Consider the following 19,584-nt stretch of genomic DNA (forward strand, 5'->3'; position numbering starts at 1 on the left):
GACGGCGGTTAGTCACCGCCTCCTACTCGATTACCTTTAGATATTTCACCTGTCTACTTGACAAGGGGCATATCAAATTTCCTGGCGGCTTATATCTCCTTATTACAGAATGTTACTGTTATTAAAATATTATTTTTTCACCATCTGAACAACGTTTGTGTCATCTTCTGAGGTTTCATTCTCAGTGTTCTGTGACTTAGCTTCATCCGGGTAGGTGTAAAACTCGTGAACACCATATTTAAATAATTTTTTTAAATCCTTATCAAACCAGGACACGTTCTTTTTGTCCGCAGCAGAACGCTGAACAAAGAACAGAGCTCCTTCTGAATAGTCAGTTCCCTCTAATGCCTGTTTCACAGCTTCCCTGGTCTCATCTGTTACCGTTACTTCATAAAACTTACCATCGTAAACAGGTGAAAACTGAGGAATTCCATTTCTCTGATCCAGAATAACACCTGTAATGGTATCTGGAAATTCCTCATGGGAAAGGCGGTTCATAATTACATTTGCGATCAGTACACGACCTTTAATGTCCTCTGTGCCCGCCTCTGCCTCTACTATATGAAGCAGGTTATCATAATCTGCGTCCGACATGATCTTCGGATTTGCAGACATGGATACTGCAGCTGCATCAAGGCTCGCAACTGTATCAGCCATAGAGTCCCCTACATTCAGCTCATCCACGTTTCCTTTTATCTGCTTCACGCGCTGGCCTACCATGACTCTCTCGCATGAAGTTCCAATTCTTGTTACAGATGTTCCTGCTGATGGAGTATCTGCAACACTGGTTACCATACCGGCAATTCCTGTAGGCAGATCATACTCTACATTTCCAAGGTCAGTCCAGGCATCCGCGGATCTGTTCTCTTTGTCCGAAGCTGCATATACCTGACTCCGTGGACCAAACTCCGCCACCTTCGTTCCAACTGCCAAAATCATTGCCAACGTGGCGCAGGCGCTAAGAGCTACAAAATTATGTACAAGAGCATTTCCATTCTTTTTTTTCTGGGCATTGCTCTTGCAAGTTGTTACATGTTGTAAACTTCTTTTTAATTTCATATTCTTCTTTCCTTGCACTTCTGTTATGTTTTGATTTCTTTTATTATTCATTCTGTAACATTTCTGTAATTTATAGGAAAATTATATTTAATAAACTCCCAAATGTCAAGTTTTTTTTGCTTTCTATAGCTTTTTTCTCTAAAAACAGGTAAAAAAAGAAAGACGACAAGAAAGAAATAGGATGATTCATTCAAAAATCATGTAATATTTTTGATAAATTTACCCTGTTTCTATTTGTCCCCTTTTATTCTTAGGTATGGTTGTTTCTCCCCTTCTTATGGATTTCATTATAGCTTTTCTTTTTCTGTTCGTCAAACCTTTTTTATCGCCGAATTCTGACAAAAAACGCTGACACCTTTCAAAACAGCAAACCACCGCACAGTCTTTTTTATAAACTGATTCGCGGTGGTTTGTCTTTTTGTTATCAAATATGCTTCTTATTATAAATAAGGTTTAAACAGATCTATCAGCGGTTATTGATTGCTGTTACAAGTGCATCAATGGAAGCACGGATAATATCCGGGTCTACGCCGGCTCCCCATGCCATAGTTCCGTCAGGCTTCTTGATTCCAACATATGCTATAGCCTTGGAACTGGAGCTGCGCTCTAACGCATGTTCCTGGTATACTTCCAGAGAATACTTCAATTCGTATGCTTTCTTCAGGGCATTGCTCACTGCGTCGAGACGTCCATTTCCCACAGCCTCTGTAGTAATTGTTTTTCCATTAAATGTAGAGGTTACTTTAGTTGTAATTCCCTCGCCTGTCTGCTGGAAGTGCACTTCATTAATGCTGTACGGCTGTCCCACATTCTCAAAAGTCTTTTTGAACAGATCAAAAATTTCATCTGGATGAAGCTCTTTATGAAGGTGATCGGAAACACCCTTGGCTGCGTAACCCATTGCCTCACGCATTTTTGGCGGAAGGTTCAGACCGTATTTTGTTTCCAGAATGTAGCCTACGCCGCCTTTTCCAGACTGGCTGTTGATACGGATAACATCTGCATCATAATTACGTCCAACATCTGTGGGATCAATTGGCAGATACGGAACTGTCCAGCGGTTCGGATCTTTTTCCTCGATCCAGTGCATGCCTTTGGCAATTGCATCCTGATGTGAACCAGAAAATGCTGCAAAAACAAGTGCGCCACTGTATGGACTTCTCTCTCCAACTGTCATTCCCGTACAGCGCTCATATACCTCGCAGATGTGAGGCATATCAGAGAAGTCAAGCTTCGGATCTACTCCCTGGGAATACATATTCATTCCAAGTGTTACAATATCAACATTACCAGTACGCTCTCCGTTTCCAAAAAGAGTTCCCTCGATGCGGTCTGCTCCGGCAAGAATTCCCATTTCAGAATCTGCCACACCACAACCTCTGTCATTGTGAGGATGTAAGGATACGATTACATTTTCACGGTAAAGCATATGTTTGCACATATACTCAACCTGACTTGCATATACATGCGGCATGGAATGCTCCACTGTTACCGGAAGGTTGATGATACATTTGTTGTCCGGAGTTGGCTGCCATACATCGATAACTGCATTGCAGACCTCAAGGGCATATTCCGGCTCAGTTCCTGTAAAGCTCTCCGGGCTATACTCGAACTGGAAGTTTCCTTCTGTCTGTTCAGCCAGTTCTTTTAATAATTTCGCACCTTCTACGGCAATCTTTAAAATCTCTTCTTTAGATTTCTTGAATACCTGTTCACGCTGTGCAACAGATGTGGAATTGTATACGTGAACAATGGCTTTGGGTGCACCTTTTACAGCTTCAAAGGTTTTACGGATAATATGCTCCCTGGCCTGTGTCAGTACCTGGATCGTAACATCTTCAGGAATCAGTTTGCGATCGATCAAGGTACGAAGGAACGTATACTCTGTCTCAGAAGCAGCTGGAAATCCTACTTCAATCTCTTTAAATCCAATCTGTACAAGAAGTTTGAAAAACTCAACCTTCTGTTCCAGGCTCATTGGGATGACAAGTGCCTGGTTTCCGTCACGAAGGTCTACAGAACACCATGCAGGTGCCTTGTCAATATAGTCCTTTTTTGCCCAGTCCATACAGATTTCTGGTGGAAGATAATACTGTTTTTTGTATTTGCTTACATTCATCATTTTTTCATTCCTCCATATTGTAAATTTAAATTTTCTCTTTTCTGTGACGGAAGGATTCTTTGTCTGCCCTGTCAGAACTCTGTCTGATAAAGCAGGTTTATATGGCAGCAAATTTCAATGAGGTTGCTATCACATAAAAAAAGCCCTCCAACTCTGCACACATACAGGTGCAAGAGACGGAAGACATACATCCTACGCGGTACCACTCTTATTTCATGAATAGAATCCATACACTTATCGGATACGGGATTACTCCTTATATCCTTTCCCTGTAACGGTGGAATCCGGCTGTGTCTACTCTCGCTTCTTCTAACCATTCGAAGTAATTTCAGACAGCTGCTCCAAGGCGAGTTCTACAGTTTCCTTCCGTCATCTCACACCACCCGATGACTCTCTGTGCTCTGGCACCTGTGTACTACTCCTTATCAAAGCATTTCTCTTATATGTTCTTTGTGGTTATTACCTTAACATTTTTCAAGTCACTTGTCAATGACTAATCGGGGCAACAGGATTTGAACCTGCGACCTCACGGCCCCCAGCCGTGCGCGCTACCAAGCTACGCCATACCCCGCGAACAGTTGATATTGTACCAAATGTTATAATAAAAATCAACAGTTTTTTCAAAAAAACAAACTAACAAAAACAAATTAGGTAACTGTGAACGGAGTAGACGGGTAACCCATGTATAACTCCCCTATCCAATTATGAAAGAACCTTGAACGTAGATAAAGCTGCAATTTTATTGAGAAAAATCACAGAAATCAAGGTTTTCGCCCATATACCAAAAGACCTTGACAGCTGGTTTTCCCAGTCCATCAAGGTCAGTTTTTATGCTTGGACAAATTTCTATTGATTGGGCGATTTGCCCTTTAACAGGATATTTTACTTTGCCTGTTAACAATTATATTAATGCTGTGCATTAATATAATTAACAAGTCCTTCCGCCTTAATGATCTTCTGCATAAATTCCGGGAAGGCCTGCCCCTTAAATTCAGTTCCTTTGGTGCGATTGTAGATCATGCCAGAATCAAAATCCACCTCTACCTCATCCCCCTCATCAATGCCCTTGCTTGCTTCCGGGCACTCAATGATCGGAAGTCCAATGTTGATTGCATTTCTGTAAAAAATTCTGGCAAATGTCTCTGCGATAACACAGCTGACACCAGCTGCCTTAATAGCGATCGGCGCATGTTCACGGGAAGAACCGCAGCCAAAATTCTTAGTTGCTACAATAATATCACCCTTCTGTACTCTTTTTACAAAAGTATTATCAATATCCTCCATGCAATGAGTTGCCAGTTCTGCCGGGTCTGAAGAATTCAGATAACGTGCCGGAATAATAACATCTGTATCAACATTATCTCCATATTTAAAAGCTCTGCCTTTTGCCTGCATGATAAGTACTCCTCCTTATAATCCTAATTCTTCCGGTGCACAAATATAACCGGTTACTGCACTTGCTGCAGCTACTGCCGGGCTTGCCAGGTAAACTTCAGACTCCACATGTCCCATACGTCCTACAAAGTTGCGGTTAGTAGTAGAAATGCAGCGCTCACCAGCGGCCAGAATACCCATGTATCCACCAAGGCACGGTCCACAGGTAGGTGTACTTACAACTGCTCCAGCCTCAATGAAAATCTTAAGAAGTCCCTCTTCCATTGCCTGCAGATAAATTGCCTGAGTCGCAGGAATCACAATGCAGCGAAGCCCTTTCTTAACCTTACGTCCCTTCAAAATCTGGGCTGCAACACGAAGGTCGTCAATACGGCCATTCGTACAGGATCCGATTACAGACTGGTCTACAACGACCGGCTCTCCAATCTCAGAAATGGTCTTAGTGTTCTCTGGTAAATGAGGGAAGGCAACAGTTGGTTCCAATGTGCTAAGATCAATTGTGTACTCAGCTTCATAAACAGCATCCTCATCAGCCTCGTATGCTGTATACGGGCGCTTGGAATGCTCCTTCATATATTCGATTGCAAGATCATCAACCGGGAAAATTCCATTCTTTCCGCCAGCCTCAATTGCCATATTAGCAATAGTAAACCGGTCGTCCATAGACAGGTTTTTAATTCCCTCTCCTACGAACTCCATAGATTTATAAAGAGCTCCGTCCACGCCAATCATTCCAATAATATGTAAGATCACATCCTTACCACTTACCCATTTTTTCGGTTTGCCAACGATATTAAATTTAATGGCAGACGGTACCTTAAACCATGCTTTTCCTGTAGCCATGCCAGCTGCCATATCAGTACTTCCGACACCAGTGGAAAAAGCTCCAAGAGCTCCATATGTACAAGTGTGTGAATCAGCTCCGATAATCACATCGCCTGCAACTGTAAGACCTTTTTCCGGAAGGAGCGCATGCTCAATTCCCATCTGTCCTACATCAAAATAATTGGTGATATCGTGGCGACAGGCAAATTCACGAACACATTTACAGTGCTCAGCAGACTTAATATCCTTATTCGGAATAAAGTGATCCATTACCAGTGCAATTTTATCTTTGTCAAATACGGTATCTACCGTCATCTTATCCATCTCATGGATAGCTACCGGAGAAGTGATATCGTTTCCAAGAACAAGGTCAAGCTGTGCCTCTATAAGCTGTCCTGCTTCTACATGATCCAGACCTGCATGCGCTGCCAGGATCTTCTGAGTCATTGTCATTCCCATTTTAGTATTCCTCCTGATTCATTGTATGTTGATATTTTAGCACACTTTCTGTTATAATAAAAATACATATTAATCATAGTTATTATAATTTGTAGTTATGTTACTGTTCATTCCGTGACCAGTAACGTGCTTCGCAATGCACAGAAATCATGCATTCGCATGATTTCGCGCCGTAATTCTCGGGTTTTCCGTGAACTTTGTTCACAAAAAACTAAGAAGCTCGGCGATAAATCATTCGAATGCTTGATTTCTGTACAATGTAAGATAGATTGCCATGGACAAGGGTAAGCAATATTGTTATATATTCAGGAGGAATTTATGCAGGAAAATCTGTCTCTTTATCATATATTTTACACAGTCAGCCGCACGGGCAATATCTCATCCGCTGCTAAGGAGCTGTACATCAGCCAGCCTGCTATCAGCCGCGCCATTAAAAAACTGGAAAATAATCTGGACACCACTCTTTTCAAACGCAGTTCCAGAGGTGTAGCCCTCACCCCTGACGGTCGGATTCTATATGAAAAAGTAAAAGGAGCCTTCGACCTTCTTTCCGAAGGAGAAGATTCCATTCTTCACAATCGCTCCAGAGAGATTCCCAGGCTGCGCATTGGTGCCAGCACCACTTTATGCAAATATGTACTTATGCCCAGGCTGAAAGATTTCATAGCTGCCAATCCGCAAATCCGTATTACAATCTCCTGTCAGTCCACCTACCAGACCCTGAAACTTCTTGAGGAAGACAAAATAGACATCGGTCTGATCGGACGACCACAGAAACTATCCGGATACGAATTTTCGCCTCTGCTGCAGATCCAGGATACCTTTGTCGCTACACACCAATACCTGGAGAATCAGCACCAGCTTTTTCCATCAGAACCCCTTCAGCACACTGCTACTTTCATGCTTCTTGACGAACAGAATATAACCAGACAGTCCGTCAATACCATGCTTCATGAGCACCAGATGCAGCTTGGACATATTCTGGAAGTCAGCTCCATGGATCTTTTAATCCAGTTTGCACAGGTAGGCTTGGGAATCGCCTGCGTGATCAAAGAATTTGTGCAAAATGATCTTGATAAAGAAATACTTGTGGAAGCACCTCTGGGACTGACTTTCCCATCAAGGGAAATCGGATTTGTGTGCAAGAAAGGGAGCGAAAATCAGAAGCTTCTGACACAACTGGCAGAAATCTAGAGAAATTCCGCTTCGCTGCACCGAAGTAGCGCAAAAAAATCCAGGTTTCCCCGGATTTTTACGGGTCCCTTCGGCTCCGCTTCGCTACACCGAAGTAGCGCAAAAAAATCCGGGTTTCCCCGGATTTTTACGGGTCCCTTCGACTCCGCTTCGCTACGCCGAAGTAGCGCAAAAAAATCCGGGTTTCCCCGGATTTTTACGGGTCCCTTCGGCTCCGCTTCGCTACACCGAAGTAGCGCAAAAAAAATCCGGGTTTCCCCGGATTTTTTTTGCTTAGTTATTAATAAGCTTATCTTCGCCGTTCCAGCTGTAGAGTTTACGGATTTCTTCGCCAACTTTCTCAGATGGATGCTCAGAAGCTTTCTTTCTCATAGCTTTGAAATGAACCTGACGTCCAGCTGGGCTCATATCAAGCAGGAAGTCTTTTGCGAAAGTACCATCCTGGATATCGGAAAGGATTTTCTTCATTGCTTTCTTTGTATCTTCTGTAATGATCTTCGGTCCTGTGATGTAGTCACCGTACTCAGCTGTGTTGGAGATGGAATATCTCATTCCAGCGAAGCCTGACTGATAAATCAGGTCTACGATCAGCTTCATTTCGTGGATACACTCGAAGTATGCATTTCTTGGGTCATAACCAGCCTCGCAAAGAGTCTCGAAACCAGCCTGCATAAGTGCACAAACACCACCGCAAAGTACTGCCTGCTCTCCAAAAAGGTCTGTCTCTGTCTCTGTACGGAATGTAGTCTCAAGAAGTCCTGCTCTTGCACCACCAATAGCAAGTCCGTATGCAAGTGCTTTGTCAAGTGCTTTTCCTGTGTAATCCTGCTCAACAGCTACCAGACAAGGAGTTCCTTTGCCAGCCTGATACTCGCTTCTTACTGTATGTCCTGGTGCTTTTGGAGCAATCATGGTAACATCTACATTCTTTGGCGGAACAATACATCCGAAATGAATGTTGAAACCATGAGCAAACATAAGCATATTGCCTTCCTCAAGGTTTGGCTCGATATCTTTCTTATACATATCAGCCTGTTTCTCATCATTGATCAGAATCATGATGATATCAGCCTTCTTTGCAGCCTCAGCTGCTGTATATACTTTAAATCCCTGCTCTTCAGCTCTCTTCCAGGATCTGCTGCCTTCATAAAGACCGATAATGACGTCACATCCGGACTCCTTCAGGTTCAGTGCGTGAGCATGTCCCTGGCTGCCGTAACCGATAATTGCGATTGTTTTTCCATCTAATAAAGAGAGATTACAATCTTCCTGGTAAAAAATTCTTGCTGACATTTTCGTTTCCTCCTACTGTGTTAAAACTTAAAAATATATATCGTTAAGGGAATATATATGCATATCCTGTGTATGATTATTCATTCCAGAAATACGCCCCTTAGCAAACCAAATAAATAATCCTGCCTTCAGAATTCTCCGCCTGTGGCGGATTGCCTCCTGCGGCATCTGCCTGATCAGCGCTTCCGCAATTACAAAAATTTCACCCCATGAGAGCCTCTCTCAAGACCCATAACACCGGCACGTGCCAGTTCCAGAATCTCGTAATCTCCCATAAGATTAATAAATGCCTCCAGCTTGGTCTTGCTGCCTGTCATCTCTACAATGAGAGAATCCTTGCTCACATCTACAACCTTGGCACGGAAAATATCCGCAATGGAAACAATTCCCTGTCTCTGCTCCGGTGCGGCTGCAACCTTCACAAGAACAGTCTCACGAACTACGCTGTCAGATGGATCCAGGACTTTGATATCCCTTACATCAACAAGCTTCGCAAGCTGTTTCACAATCTGATCAAGAATTGCGTCATCTCCGCTGCACACTACTGTAATGCGAGTATAATTCACATCCGCTGTAACTCCGGCAGTGATACTGTCAATATTATAACCACGACGGCTGAACATTCCGGCAATCCGGCTGAGTACACCTGACGTGTTGTCAACTAGTAAAGATAAAATCTTATTTTGCATAAATATAATCCTGCTTTCGTGCTTCAGATTGATATGGTTATCATTATAACAACATAATTTATTTTGTCAATGCTACACTTCAAAAAAGTTTTAATGTTTTATAGCATTAAAGCATTTTTATTCATATAACACACTTTCATTTCACTATTAACATATTTACACAGTATGAAGTATCTATATTTTACGTAAATATTTTATATCAGATATTTACTCTGCAGGTCTGTCACTGTCTTTTGGTTCAGATAAAGTCCTCTTCTCAAAAAACGCTCCACATTTCCATATTCCGCATAAATCGTACGAAACATTCTGTCCAGATATTCCTCTTTTACCCTGAAAAGCGCTGATACTTTATTTACATTTGCAATACTGTCCAGTCTGTTTGCCTCAAGGTAACGCAGCATATAATCCAGTTCTCCTGCCAGGCACACATTGGAACGTATAAAATCCTCCCGGATCACATCTCTGTGAACTCCAAGAGCACAAAGAAGAAGGGCTGTCACTACCCCCACTCTGTCTTTTCCGAAGCTGCAGTGCCAGAGAGCAGCACCATTTTCGTGATGCAGCAATACATCCATAAATCTGGCACATTGTTTCACTGAATACTGATCCTTTACAAAATTCTCATACTGCTGCTCGATCAGACTCTCTATATCGCCATCATACTCCAGAACCTTTTTCAACATATCATTTGTCTGCAGTATTCCCAAAACACTTTTCGGAGAATCGCTGATAGTCTCTTCATCGATCATGGGGATGTGATAATATTCCACACCCTTCACCACAATGTCCGGTCTTTCATTTCGTTCCAGCTGGTCTCTGAGATCGATCACAGTCTTCAGCTTGCAGTCCTCCTGCAAAACATGCTGATCAGCCATGGAAGCATGATAAAGATTTCCGCTTCGAATAAGCTTCCTGGGAAGGATATGACGCCCATCCTTTGTGGCGATTGCCCCAAGATCTCTTGTATTGGAAAGACTCTGCATCGTAATCCGTCCGCCCTTGGGAAATCCGGTAGCCATTTCCGGATTGAAAAGTTTCAGAATCCGCAGGCAGTCCTGTGCCTCATGCTCCGTCATCTCAAACTGATATCGCTTCTTTCTCCTGGTAATGATCACCAGATAATTAGAGATCATCTGCTTCACTGCTTCTTCTGCGTTTTCGCCTTCCCGATGGATATACGCCCAGACAATATCTCTGCAAGGAAGATTATTCTGTATCATATGTCTGAAAAAGATCAGATTTCCATCTTCTACGCGAATCTTACCGTATCTCATATTTCTCCTCCATTCGTTGCCTTTCATTCTTACGATACCACAGAAAACAAAATTTGACAATTATTGGAAAAAGTTTATAATCAAAAAAGATATGTCGGGGTTGCTGTTCACAGGTAACATTCCGCGAGGTGTTTTTTGTGAACGAAGTGAACAGCAACATGTCGACAAACTTAGAAAGGTGAATTATTTATGGATAATCTGATTTTTTGCCTCAATGCAACCATTCCTATTTTTTTGACCCTCATGCTGGGTTATTTTCTTCGAAAAATTAATCTTTATGATGATTCCTTTGTTGCACAGATGAACAAATTTGTATTCAAGGCAGCCTTACCCGCACTTTTGTTTATGAATGTGGCTGAATCAGATTTTATTAAAGTTTGGGATACAAAGTTTGTTCTCTTTTGTTTTGGCGCTACGTTTTGCAGCATTGCCATTTCTATCGGTCTTTCCTTCCTGCTGAATCCAAGGGACATACAGGGAGAATTTGTCCAGGCCTCTTACCGCAGCAGCGCGGCAATCCTCGGCATTGCTATCATCCAGAACCTTTATGGAGATGCCGGTATGGCACCTCTTATGATCATAGCAAGCGTTCCTCTCTATAATGTAATGGCAGTCATGGTTCTCTCTTTTATGAAGCCTGACAATCAGGGAATGAACAAACAGATGCTCCTAAAAACCTTAAAAGGAATTGCCAGCAACCCTATTATTCTTGGAATCCTGGCAGGTCTTATCTGGTCTGTCCTTCGTCTGCCTCTTCCAACAATCCTTTCCAGTACTGTCAATAACCTCGGAAAAACAGCCACACCTCTTGGACTGATGGCCATGGGTGGTGCCCTTCATTTTGGAAAAGCTTTTTCCAGATTAAAAGCAACTATCGCCTGCACTTTTATGAAGCTGATCGGCTTTTGCACCATTTTTCTTCCAGTTGCTGTCAGACTTGGATTTACCCATGACAAGCTGGTTGCCATTCTGATCATGCTTGGTTCTGCTACCACAGTAAGCTGTTATATTATGGCAAAAAACATGGGGCACGAAGGGTCCTTTTCCTCCAGTGTCATTATGCTCACTACATTATTCAGTGCTTTTACTCTCACTATCTGGCTGTTCATTTGCAAAAGTTTAGGATTGATTTAATGGATTCTGCTACATATCCCTGTCAATGCCAGACAGTATCTCATACAACGCCTCCAGGCTATATGGCAAAATATCCTCATCAATCTGAAATTTCGGATGATGCAGCGGATAACCCTTATCAGGAATTCCTGCCAGAAATACACTGAACAAGCCCTTTGTATGTAAAAAATACCGATAGGCATTGTCTCCGGACAAAAACAGCTGCTCCTCGCCTTCCAGAAGAAACTGCTCTCCAAATATCTTCCTTCCTGCAGTTTCCGCAATCCTGGTAAGCTCCGGATCATTTGCAAAAGGCAGAACTGCAGGCTTTGGATATTCCAACTCGATCCTTGTTCCCGTCTTTGCTTCTATTTCATTCAGGGTTTCCTTCAGCCGCTTATCCAGCGCCTGGTAATCTTCTTCATAAGCAGCCCGGATATTTCCCCGCAGAGTCACAAGATCTGTAATAATATTAGAGTATTCTCCACCATGAATGGTTCCGATTCCGATCAGGCAGGGACCTTTTCCTTTATACGCTTCATTAAGATCATGAAGGGCTTTTACCACCAGAGAAGCCGCATAAATACTGTCAATTCCTTTATGAGCCTCACACCAGTGGCTGGATTTTCCATGAACACGGATTTCCATGCCATTGATCATAGCCGAAGCCTGTCCCTCATGCACTGCCATTCCAAAAGACTGATCCACTGCGTAATGAAACATGAGAAAAATATCCGGTTCTCCATCAAGGGCACCTGCTGCCAGCATTCGCTTGGCACCTTCACCGATTTCTTCAGCAGGTTCAAAAAGAAACCGCATCCGCACTGGAAAAACCTCTCCCTCTTCCGCCAGAATCCTCGCCAGCACCAACGCCGAAGCCACGATGCCATCATGACCACAGGCATGCATGACTCCGGCATTTTCCGATGCGTAAGACAGTCCAGTTTGTTCCTGTATAGGAAGTGCATCCATCTCTGCGCGAAGCACAACTTTCTTTTTGCCGGCAAAAGCTGCCTCATCCTGACAGGGATGCTCCGCAATGATCCCCGTAGGCTCCACAATCCGAAACCGATAGCCTAATTTTCCCAGATACTCCTGTATAAAAGCAGATGTCTCAAACTCCTGAAGCCCCAGCTCCGGATGCCTGTGGAAATGACGCCGCAATCTGATCAGCTCTTCTTTGTATTTTTCAAATTTACATTGGTAATTTAATCGCTCTGCCATATTTTATCCTTTACCCTTATCTCGAAGTACGCGAATTGTCTGAAATGATCTAAAGTAACAGCTAAATCAATCCCAGGTGCTCCAACCCGTTTTTAATTCCATAATGAAAAATATCCGTTGTCACGTAATCAGCCAGCTTCTTGATTCCAGGCGCCGCATTTCCCATTGCCACCTTCGTCTTTGCATATTCGAACATAGACAGGTCATTATTGCTGTCACCAAATACAATGGTATCCTCATGCGCAATATCAAAAATCCTGCATACAGCCGCAATGCCAACAGCCTTGGAAAAGCCTTTCGGGATCATCTCAATGGTATCCCCGGCAAGACCTTCCCCTACATGGCCAATAAACTCATAATAGTCCTCAAGCTCCGCACAGGCCTTCTCAGGATCACTTCCCGGCACGATCTTAGAACTGATCTTATTAATATGAAGGTCGTGTTCATACCCCTTAACAGGACGCCACTTAGCCCCCAGAGCCTTTGTGATCAGATCAGCATACCAGTTAATATCTGTATTATACTCATCCTTATCGTAGTACATCCAATCAGCACCCTCCATCACCGGAATCATGCCATATTTCCGAAGGACCTCCACCGAATGCCATGCTGCCTCCGTGGTCATTTCCTTGTTAAAAAGCCTTTTGCCATCTTTCTCAATTGTACATCCACAGGCACTGATCATTCCCGTAAAAGGGATCTGTTCCAGATAATCAGGCACAAACGCCCTGCTTCTTCCTGTACACAGCCATGCCTGATGGCCATTCTTCACCAGTTTTGTAATCGCCTCTACAGCACTGGCCGGTGTCCCCTTTTCAATATCACAGATCGTACCATCAGCATCAAAAAACACTGCTTTTTTGTGAATCTGCTGTCCACTTCCTGTAGAAGAAGCACCTTCATAACTTCCCTTGAAAATGTTATCAGGCATAAAATACCCCCGCAAGCTTTACAAAGTCGCAGGTATCTTTCACACCGGCAGTCTCATAAGGAGAATGCATAGCCAGCTGCGGCAGTCCAATATCTACTGTATTTAAAGCCACCTGCGTATTGGAAATATTTCCCAGAGTGGAGCCGCCGGCTACGTCCGAACGATTCACGTAAACCTGACAGGATACCCCTGCCTCTTTACAGAGTTCCTTAAACATCGCTGCCGAAATACCATCTGTGCAGTACTTCTGGTTCGCATTATACTTCACCGCAATTCCGGCATTAATATGCGGTCGGTTCACCGGATCCGCCTTCTCAAGGTAGTTCGGATGAATCGCATGTGCATTATCCGCAGAGATCATAAAGCTCTTTGCCAGAGAGATCAGATAATCCTCGTAGCTTCTTCCAAGCCCCAGATTAATGCGAAGGAGGGTATCCCGAAGGAAAGTAGATGCAGCCCCCTGCCTGGTGCCGCTTCCCACCTCTTCATTATCCATTACCATATGTACACAGATGCTCTTCTCATTTTTTCCAGCAATCAGTCCTTCCATAGAGGAAAAAGCGCACTGCAGATCATCCAGTCTTGGCGCAGAGACAAATTCCTCCTCACTGCCCCAAACCGTACCAGGCATGCGGTTATAAAGGAACAGATCATGTCCCAGAATGTCCTCTTCTTTCACCCCTGCTGCCTCTGCCACAGTTTTAAAGAAAGATCCCTTAGCGCTCTCCAGGCCATAAAGAGGAAGCATATCCTTCTGCACATTATACTTATAACCGCTGTTCGCCTCACGATTCATATGGATAGCCAGATTCGGGATCATCAACATATCCTTGTCCACAGTCACAAGCTTCTCACAAATCTGTTCATCCTCCTTCACGATCAGACGTCCAGCCACAGAAAGGGGGCGGTCAAACCAGGGAGCCAGAAGCGCACCACCATAAAGTTCCACATTCAGCTTCACATACCCATTTTCCACCATCTCTGGATTCTCCTTGATCTTCAAAGACGGGGAATCACTGTGGCTTGCAATAATATGGAACACGTCGCTGGAAACCTCCGGCACGGTAAATGCAATGATTGCCGAATGATTCCGGATCACAAAATACTTCCCACCGTTTTTTATCTCCCAGTGCTCATCTTCCTTTAACTCTGTAAATCCATTCTCCGTAAATCTTGTTTTCATCATCTCCACTGCCTGAAATGCAGTAGGGCTCTCTTTGATAAATGTAAGTAATTTCTCTGCTGTATGATTCATTTCTAAACTCCTAAATATTTTTCTATACTTTTCCCTTTGCCACACCCCCGCAATCGTTTTGCGAGCCCCGCTCGCCAAAGTGATAAGTCATACCACATTTGAACCAGTTCCAACCGATACACAGGGGAGGTGGCAGCGGGTACTGCTTGTGGGGCTTGGGGATTTTCGGCAGATTTGCGAGCATAGCAACACTCTCAATCTTTAATAATCAACGCCATAAACACCATATCCGTATTCCCCGTATTCGCCAGTCCATGACCTCTTCCATCTGGTGTAAAGGTAATATCGCCTGCTTTCACATGTCTCCAGGAAGTCCCATTGTCATTATATTCCCCTTCCCCGGTCAGAATATAATAGGTCTCACTCTCCCCATAATGCATATGAAAACCAAGAGAACATCCCGGTTCCAGAGTCACCTCTGCATAAAGCCCACACTTCCCATTTAACTGCTGCTCATCCAGCAGCTCCTTGATAATCACATGTCCATTCCCCTCACACATATGCTCAATACGATTGATCTTCATATCCAGACTCCTCCTTCGTAAAAGGGCACATCCCCAGCTTTCGCCAGAGATGCGCCCTGTTTTTCAGCTTTCTTCAATTATAATTACAAACTCTTGATCCTGTCAATGGCTTTCAGAGTATTCTCATAAGTTCCAAACGCAGTCAGACGGAAATAGCCCTCTCCATGAGAACCAAAACCAGAACCTGGCGTACCAACCACATTTGCATTTTTAAGGAGATAATCAAAAAACTCCCAGGAAGTCATTTTATCCGGTGTTTCCAGCCAGATATAAGGCGCGTTCACACCACCGGAAACAGAGAAGCCAGCTTTTGTCAGCTCATCATGGATCAGCTTTGCATTTCTCATATAATAGCCAACCTGATCCTTCAGCTGAGCCTTACCTGCCTCAGAATAGACAGCCTCTCCTGCCTTCTGTACAATATAAGGAGCACCGTTAAACTTGGTGCCGTGACGTCTTGCCCACAGACTGTGAAGTGATACCCCATCTCGTACCAGTTCCTTCGGAATAACCGTAAATCCAAGACGAACACCAGTAAATCCGGCATTCTTAGAAAAGCTTCGAAGTTCAATCGCGCATGTTCTCGCACCCTCGCACTCATAAATACTGTGCGGTACATTTTCCTCAGAGATATAAGCCTCATAAGCTGCATCATAAATAATCACACAGCCATTTTTGTTGGCATAATCCACCCATTTCTGCAATTCATCCTTTGTAATAGCAGAACCGGTCGGATTATTTGGAAAGCAAAGATAGATCAGATCCGGCACTTCTGATGGAAATTCCGGCAAAAATCCATTCTCCTTGCGGCATGGCATATAGATCACACCGTCAAAATTTTCACGAACCGTATTATACTCTCCGGTACGGCCCGCCATAACATTGGTATCCACATAAACCGGATAAACCGGGTCACACACAGCAACCTTATTATCTGTTCCAAAAATCTCCTGAATATTACCAGAATCACTTTTCGCACCATCAGAAACAAAAATCTCATCTGCTGCAATATTGCATCCTCTGTCCTGGTAATCGTTCTTTGCGATTGCCCTTCTCAGAAATTCATACCCAAGATCTGGCGCATAACCGTGAAAAGTCTCTGCGTGAGCCATCTCCTCGACTGCCCCGTGAAGAGCATCAATAATAGCCGGAACCAGCGGCTGTGTCACATCACCAATACCAAGGCTGATCACCTCTTTATCCGGATTCTCTTCTTTATAGGCACGCACTTTTTTTCCAATTGTAGAAAAAAGATAGCTTCCTGGCAGTTTTAAATAATTATGATTAACGGTAACCATCTGATTATCCTCCTGTAAATCTACTTTCTCTTCTCAACCTCAGCCAGCAGCGCCTCTCTCACGCTTGCCGGGTTTGCCTTGCCCTTCATTTCCTTCATGATCTGACCGACAAAAAAGCCCATAACCTTCTCTTTACCTCCAAGAAGCTCAGACAGCGGTCCAGGATTTTCATCCAGAATCCTGCTGATGGTGCTGCTAAGAAGCCCGGTATCCTCCACGATCTTTAAACCATGCTCTTCCACATAAGCTACCGGATCAACATCCTCATCAAATACCTTTTCAAATACCTTCTTGGCGTTCTGTGGGCTTACCTCCTTCTTATCGACCATTGTGAGAAGATCTGCAAGATGCTGCGGTGTAAATCTTAACTTCTCAGCCTCAATGCCTTTTTCCTTCATAAGACGAAGCACTTCCACCATAAACCAGTTTGCCGCCTTTTTCGGATTGCCGCTCAGCGTAGCCACATCTTCAAACAAAGCAGCCAGATGTCTGGACTCTGTAAGAATCTGGGAATCATACTCCGGAAGACCAAACTCACTCTGATAACGGGCAGCCTTCTCCTCCCGGAACTCTGGCATCTCACTTCTGATTTTTGCGATCCACTCATCAGAAATATGGATCGGCGGAAGATCCGGATCCGGGAAATAGCGGTAATCCTTTGCATCCTCCTTAGAACGCATCGCATGAGAAGACTCTTTATTGTCATCCCATCTTCTGGTCTCCTGGATGACACTTTTACCCATCTCCAGAAGCTCGATCTGACGCTCTCTTTCACCCTCAATAGCATGTGCAATGGCCTTAAAAGAGTTCAGGTTCTTCATCTCTGTTCTGGTTCCAAGTGTATCACTTCCTGCCACTCTCACAGAAAGGTTCACATCAGCACGCATGGAACCCTCCTGAAGCTTACAATCGGAAACACCCAGATACTGCATGGTACAACGAAGCTTTTCCAGATAAGCGATAACCTCATCTGCACTTCTCATATCCGGCTCAGAAACGATCTCAATCAGAGGAACACCGCTTCGGTTATAATCTACCAAAGAGCAGTCCTCCCACTCATCATGGATCAGCTTACCTGCGTCCTCCTCCATATGCATCTCATGGATCCGGACTTTTTTCTTGCCAGCTTCTGTCTCGATCTCCACAAATCCATCATGGCAGATTGGCAGATACAGCTGGGAAATCTGATAATTCTGCGGATTATCCGGATAAAAATAGTTCTTACGGTCAAATTTGCAATACTGATTGATGCTGCAGTTTGTGGCAAGTCCTGCGCGCAGGGCAAATTCTACTACCTTTTTGTTTAATACCGGAAGAGAACCTGGCATACCAGTACACACCGGACAGGTGTGGGTATTGGGTGCCCCTCCAAATGCTGTGGAGCAGCCGCAGAAAATCTTTGTTCTGGTGGCAAGTTCTACATGAACCTCAAGTCCGATAATAGTCTCATACTGTTTCATGCTCTCTTACCTCCTTCCTCTGGTGTTCCAAAATCTCCTCTTACGCTTTCATAGGCATGGGCAGCACGAAGGATCTTCCTTTCCATAAAACAGTCTCCGATCATCTGGATTCCGATTGGAAGTCCGGCACTGTCTTTTCCGCAGGGAACTGTAATTCCTGGAAGTCCGCAAAGATTTACGGCAACTGTATAAATATCCCCAAGGTACATTGCCATAGGGTCTTTTAAGCTTTCTCCGATCTTCGGCGCTGTATAAGGAGCTGCCGGGGCAAGAAGCACGTCATATTTTCCAAAAGCCTGATCAAACTCTTTTTTAATAAGTGCTTTGGTGCGCAGGGCTTTCAGATAATAAGCATCGTAATAACCAGAGCTTAAAACAAAGGAACCAAGCATGATACGACGTTTTACTTCTTCTCCAAAGCCCTCCGTTCTAGTACGTTTATACATATCATGAAGACCGTCATATTCTTTTGCACGATAGCCATATTTTACGCCATCAAAGCGCTCCAGGTTGGAGCTTGCTTCTGCGCTGGCAATAATATAGTATGCCGGAATCATATATTCCATAGTTTTGACAGAGAAAAATTCTACAATTGCTCCCATCTGGGTCAGCACTTTCAGGGTTTCCATAAAGGCATCTTTTACCTCTGGCGAAATTCCCTCTGACAGATATTCCTTCGGAACACCAAATTTCATTCCTGTAATCTTATCTGTCATCTCACTGGAAAAATCCAGGTCTTTTCGGTCAATGGAAGTACTGTCTTTCGGATCATGGCCAGCGATCACTTCCAGAAGTGCTGCGCAATCTGCCACATCTTTTCCAATCGGTCCGATCTGATCCAGAGAAGAGGCATATGCAACCAGCCCATAACGGGAAACCGTACCATAAGTAGGCTTCATTCCTGTCACACCGCAATAAGAGCTTGGCTGACGGATGGAACCTCCTGTATCAGAGCCCAGTGCCAGATAAGCCTCTCCTGCTGCTACAGCTGCACAGGAGCCGCCTGAGGAGCCGCCTGGAACATGCTCTGTATTCCATGGATTTCTGGTAATGCCATAGGCAGAAGTTTCCGTCGTACTTCCCATGGCAAACTCATCCATATTTGTTTTTCCGATAATGATCATTCCTGCTTTTTCAAGCCGGCTGATCACCTCTGCCTGATACTGGGGAACAAATCCTTCCAGAATTTTTGACGCACAGGTAGTAGGTTTTCCCTGTACACAAATGTTATCTTTGATAGCAATGGGAACACCGGCAAGAGGACTGGTATAAGTTCCATCCTCAATGCCTTTTTCCACCTCTTTTGCTCTTGCATACGCTTCTTTTTTATAAGTGTCCAGATATGCGTGGATTCTGTTATCTTTTTCCTCTATTTTAGAAAAGACATCCTTGACGCCGTCCAGAACACTGACCTCATGTTTTTTAATCTTATCAGCCAGCTGTAAGGCTGTTAATTTTTCTAATTCCAT

The 19,584-nt window shown here is 43.9% G+C and carries 16 protein-coding genes, 1 tRNA gene and 1 other annotated feature; of the genes, 2 read left to right on the forward strand and 15 right to left on the reverse strand.

Features of this window, described 5'->3' with window-relative positions:
• Positions 1-129 precede the first annotated feature (129 nt).
• The 5 genes from AB5Z12_RS17055 to leuC form a co-directional block, all read right to left on the reverse strand.
• Entirely contained in the window at positions 130-1,059 is a 930-nt protein-coding gene (locus AB5Z12_RS17055) for a cell wall hydrolase (RefSeq protein ID WP_173736368.1), read from the reverse strand.
• Positions 1,060-1,525: 466 nt separating this feature from the next.
• The gene (locus AB5Z12_RS17060; protein WP_173736367.1) at positions 1,526-3,181 is read right to left on the reverse strand and encodes a 2-isopropylmalate synthase; all 1,656 of its coding nucleotides are present in this window, start codon (positions 3,179-3,181) and stop codon (positions 1,526-1,528) included.
• Between the two features lie 169 nt (positions 3,182-3,350).
• Positions 3,351-3,619, reverse strand: a binding site (T-box leader).
• Positions 3,620-3,678: 59 nt separating this feature from the next.
• Positions 3,679-3,752, reverse strand: a tRNA-Pro gene (locus tag AB5Z12_RS17065).
• Positions 3,753-4,087: 335 nt separating this feature from the next.
• Complete coding sequence (gene leuD / locus AB5Z12_RS17070; protein WP_118578464.1) at positions 4,088-4,576, reverse strand: 3-isopropylmalate dehydratase small subunit; 489 nt, start codon at positions 4,574-4,576, stop codon at positions 4,088-4,090.
• A 15-nt stretch (positions 4,577-4,591) separates the two neighbouring features.
• Positions 4,592-5,860, reverse strand: a complete 1,269-nt coding sequence (leuC, locus tag AB5Z12_RS17075) for a 3-isopropylmalate dehydratase large subunit (protein ID WP_118578465.1) — start codon at positions 5,858-5,860, stop codon at positions 4,592-4,594.
• A 318-nt stretch (positions 5,861-6,178) separates the two neighbouring features.
• Between leuC and AB5Z12_RS17080 the strand changes: the two genes are divergently transcribed.
• Positions 6,179-7,054, forward strand: a complete 876-nt coding sequence (locus AB5Z12_RS17080; RefSeq protein WP_173736604.1) for a LysR family transcriptional regulator — start codon at positions 6,179-6,181, stop codon at positions 7,052-7,054.
• Between the two features lie 273 nt (positions 7,055-7,327).
• Here the strand turns inward: AB5Z12_RS17080 and ilvC are convergent, their stop codons facing one another.
• The 3 genes from ilvC to AB5Z12_RS17095 form a co-directional block, all read right to left on the reverse strand.
• Entirely contained in the window at positions 7,328-8,347 is a 1,020-nt protein-coding gene (gene ilvC / locus AB5Z12_RS17085) for a ketol-acid reductoisomerase (protein ID WP_118578467.1), read from the reverse strand.
• 191 nt (positions 8,348-8,538) lie between these two features.
• A complete protein-coding gene (gene ilvN, locus AB5Z12_RS17090) occupies positions 8,539-9,036 on the reverse strand; it encodes an acetolactate synthase small subunit (protein WP_118578468.1) in 498 nt (165 codons plus the stop codon).
• A gap of 194 nt (positions 9,037-9,230) precedes the next feature.
• On the reverse strand, positions 9,231-10,310 hold the full coding sequence (locus tag AB5Z12_RS17095) for a tyrosine-protein phosphatase (RefSeq protein ID WP_118578469.1): 1,080 nt from the start codon (positions 10,308-10,310) through the stop codon (positions 9,231-9,233).
• A 189-nt stretch (positions 10,311-10,499) separates the two neighbouring features.
• Here AB5Z12_RS17095 and AB5Z12_RS17100 point away from each other — a divergent pair, with 189 nt between their 5' ends.
• On the forward strand, positions 10,500-11,444 hold the full coding sequence (locus AB5Z12_RS17100; protein WP_173715510.1) for an AEC family transporter: 945 nt from the start codon (positions 10,500-10,502) through the stop codon (positions 11,442-11,444).
• A gap of 9 nt (positions 11,445-11,453) precedes the next feature.
• On the opposite strand, the gene AB5Z12_RS17105 is transcribed toward AB5Z12_RS17100, so the two are convergent.
• The 7 genes from AB5Z12_RS17105 to gatA all read right to left on the reverse strand — a co-directional run bounded on the left by AB5Z12_RS17105 (position 11,454) and on the right by gatA (position 19,584).
• Positions 11,454-12,647: a M20 family metallopeptidase gene (locus AB5Z12_RS17105; RefSeq protein WP_173715509.1), complete on the reverse strand. Its 1,194-nt coding sequence runs from the start codon at positions 12,645-12,647 to the stop codon at positions 11,454-11,456.
• A gap of 61 nt (positions 12,648-12,708) precedes the next feature.
• Positions 12,709-13,578 carry an HAD-IIB family hydrolase gene (locus AB5Z12_RS17110; RefSeq protein ID WP_179988274.1) on the reverse strand — a complete coding sequence of 290 codons (870 nt, stop codon included), beginning with the start codon at positions 13,576-13,578 and terminating at the stop codon, positions 12,709-12,711.
• Complete coding sequence (locus AB5Z12_RS17115) at positions 13,571-14,833, reverse strand: M18 family aminopeptidase (protein WP_173770053.1); 1,263 nt, start codon at positions 14,831-14,833, stop codon at positions 13,571-13,573. The genes AB5Z12_RS17110 and AB5Z12_RS17115 overlap by 8 nt, the downstream gene beginning before the upstream one ends.
• A gap of 194 nt (positions 14,834-15,027) precedes the next feature.
• Positions 15,028-15,357: a cupin domain-containing protein gene (locus tag AB5Z12_RS17120; protein ID WP_173770054.1), complete on the reverse strand. Its 330-nt coding sequence runs from the start codon at positions 15,355-15,357 to the stop codon at positions 15,028-15,030.
• Between the two features lie 83 nt (positions 15,358-15,440).
• Complete coding sequence (locus tag AB5Z12_RS17125) at positions 15,441-16,655, reverse strand: LL-diaminopimelate aminotransferase (RefSeq protein WP_173770055.1); 1,215 nt, start codon at positions 16,653-16,655, stop codon at positions 15,441-15,443.
• 20 nt (positions 16,656-16,675) lie between these two features.
• Complete coding sequence (gene gatB, locus AB5Z12_RS17130) at positions 16,676-18,115, reverse strand: Asp-tRNA(Asn)/Glu-tRNA(Gln) amidotransferase subunit GatB (RefSeq protein WP_173770056.1); 1,440 nt, start codon at positions 18,113-18,115, stop codon at positions 16,676-16,678.
• Positions 18,112-19,584, reverse strand: a complete 1,473-nt coding sequence (gene gatA, locus AB5Z12_RS17135) for an Asp-tRNA(Asn)/Glu-tRNA(Gln) amidotransferase subunit GatA (RefSeq protein WP_118578475.1) — start codon at positions 19,582-19,584, stop codon at positions 18,112-18,114. Before gatA ends, gatB begins: the two co-directional genes overlap by 4 nt.

Source organism: Ruminococcus sp. RTP21358st1_G6_RTP21358_211008, assembly GCF_040908885.1.
Lineage (GTDB): Bacteria > Bacillota > Clostridia > Lachnospirales > Lachnospiraceae > Blautia_A > Blautia_A faecis.

What these genes read in the sequence shown, in the direction of transcription:
- AB5Z12_RS17055 (WP_173736368.1), bottom strand. Translation starts at nt 1,059, where the DNA reads ATGAAATTAAAAAGAAGTTTACAACATGTAACAACTTGCAAGAGCAAT.
- AB5Z12_RS17110 (WP_179988274.1), bottom strand. Translation starts at nt 13,578, where the DNA reads ATGCCTGATAACATTTTCAAGGGAAGTTATGAAGGTGCTTCTTCTACA.
- ilvN (WP_118578468.1), bottom strand. Translation starts at nt 9,036, where the DNA reads ATGCAAAATAAGATTTTATCTTTACTAGTTGACAACACGTCAGGTGTA.
- AB5Z12_RS17105 (WP_173715509.1), bottom strand. Translation starts at nt 12,647, where the DNA reads ATGGCAGAGCGATTAAATTACCAATGTAAATTTGAAAAATACAAAGAA.
- AB5Z12_RS17100 (WP_173715510.1), top strand. Translation starts at nt 10,500, where the DNA reads ATGGATAATCTGATTTTTTGCCTCAATGCAACCATTCCTATTTTTTTG.
- AB5Z12_RS17115 (WP_173770053.1), bottom strand. Translation starts at nt 14,833, where the DNA reads ATGAATCATACAGCAGAGAAATTACTTACATTTATCAAAGAGAGCCCT.
- leuC (WP_118578465.1), bottom strand. Translation starts at nt 5,860, where the DNA reads ATGGGAATGACAATGACTCAGAAGATCCTGGCAGCGCATGCAGGTCTG.
- AB5Z12_RS17120 (WP_173770054.1), bottom strand. Translation starts at nt 15,357, where the DNA reads ATGAAGATCAATCGTATTGAGCATATGTGTGAGGGGAATGGACATGTG.
- AB5Z12_RS17125 (WP_173770055.1), bottom strand. Translation starts at nt 16,655, where the DNA reads ATGGTTACCGTTAATCATAATTATTTAAAACTGCCAGGAAGCTATCTT.
- AB5Z12_RS17080 (WP_173736604.1), top strand. Translation starts at nt 6,179, where the DNA reads ATGCAGGAAAATCTGTCTCTTTATCATATATTTTACACAGTCAGCCGC.
- gatA (WP_118578475.1), bottom strand. Translation starts at nt 19,584, where the DNA reads ATGGAATTAGAAAAATTAACAGCCTTACAGCTGGCTGATAAGATTAAA.
- AB5Z12_RS17060 (WP_173736367.1), bottom strand. Translation starts at nt 3,181, where the DNA reads ATGATGAATGTAAGCAAATACAAAAAACAGTATTATCTTCCACCAGAA.
- ilvC (WP_118578467.1), bottom strand. Translation starts at nt 8,347, where the DNA reads ATGTCAGCAAGAATTTTTTACCAGGAAGATTGTAATCTCTCTTTATTA.
- leuD (WP_118578464.1), bottom strand. Translation starts at nt 4,576, where the DNA reads ATGCAGGCAAAAGGCAGAGCTTTTAAATATGGAGATAATGTTGATACA.
- AB5Z12_RS17095 (WP_118578469.1), bottom strand. Translation starts at nt 10,310, where the DNA reads ATGAGATACGGTAAGATTCGCGTAGAAGATGGAAATCTGATCTTTTTC.
- gatB (WP_173770056.1), bottom strand. Translation starts at nt 18,115, where the DNA reads ATGAAACAGTATGAGACTATTATCGGACTTGAGGTTCATGTAGAACTT.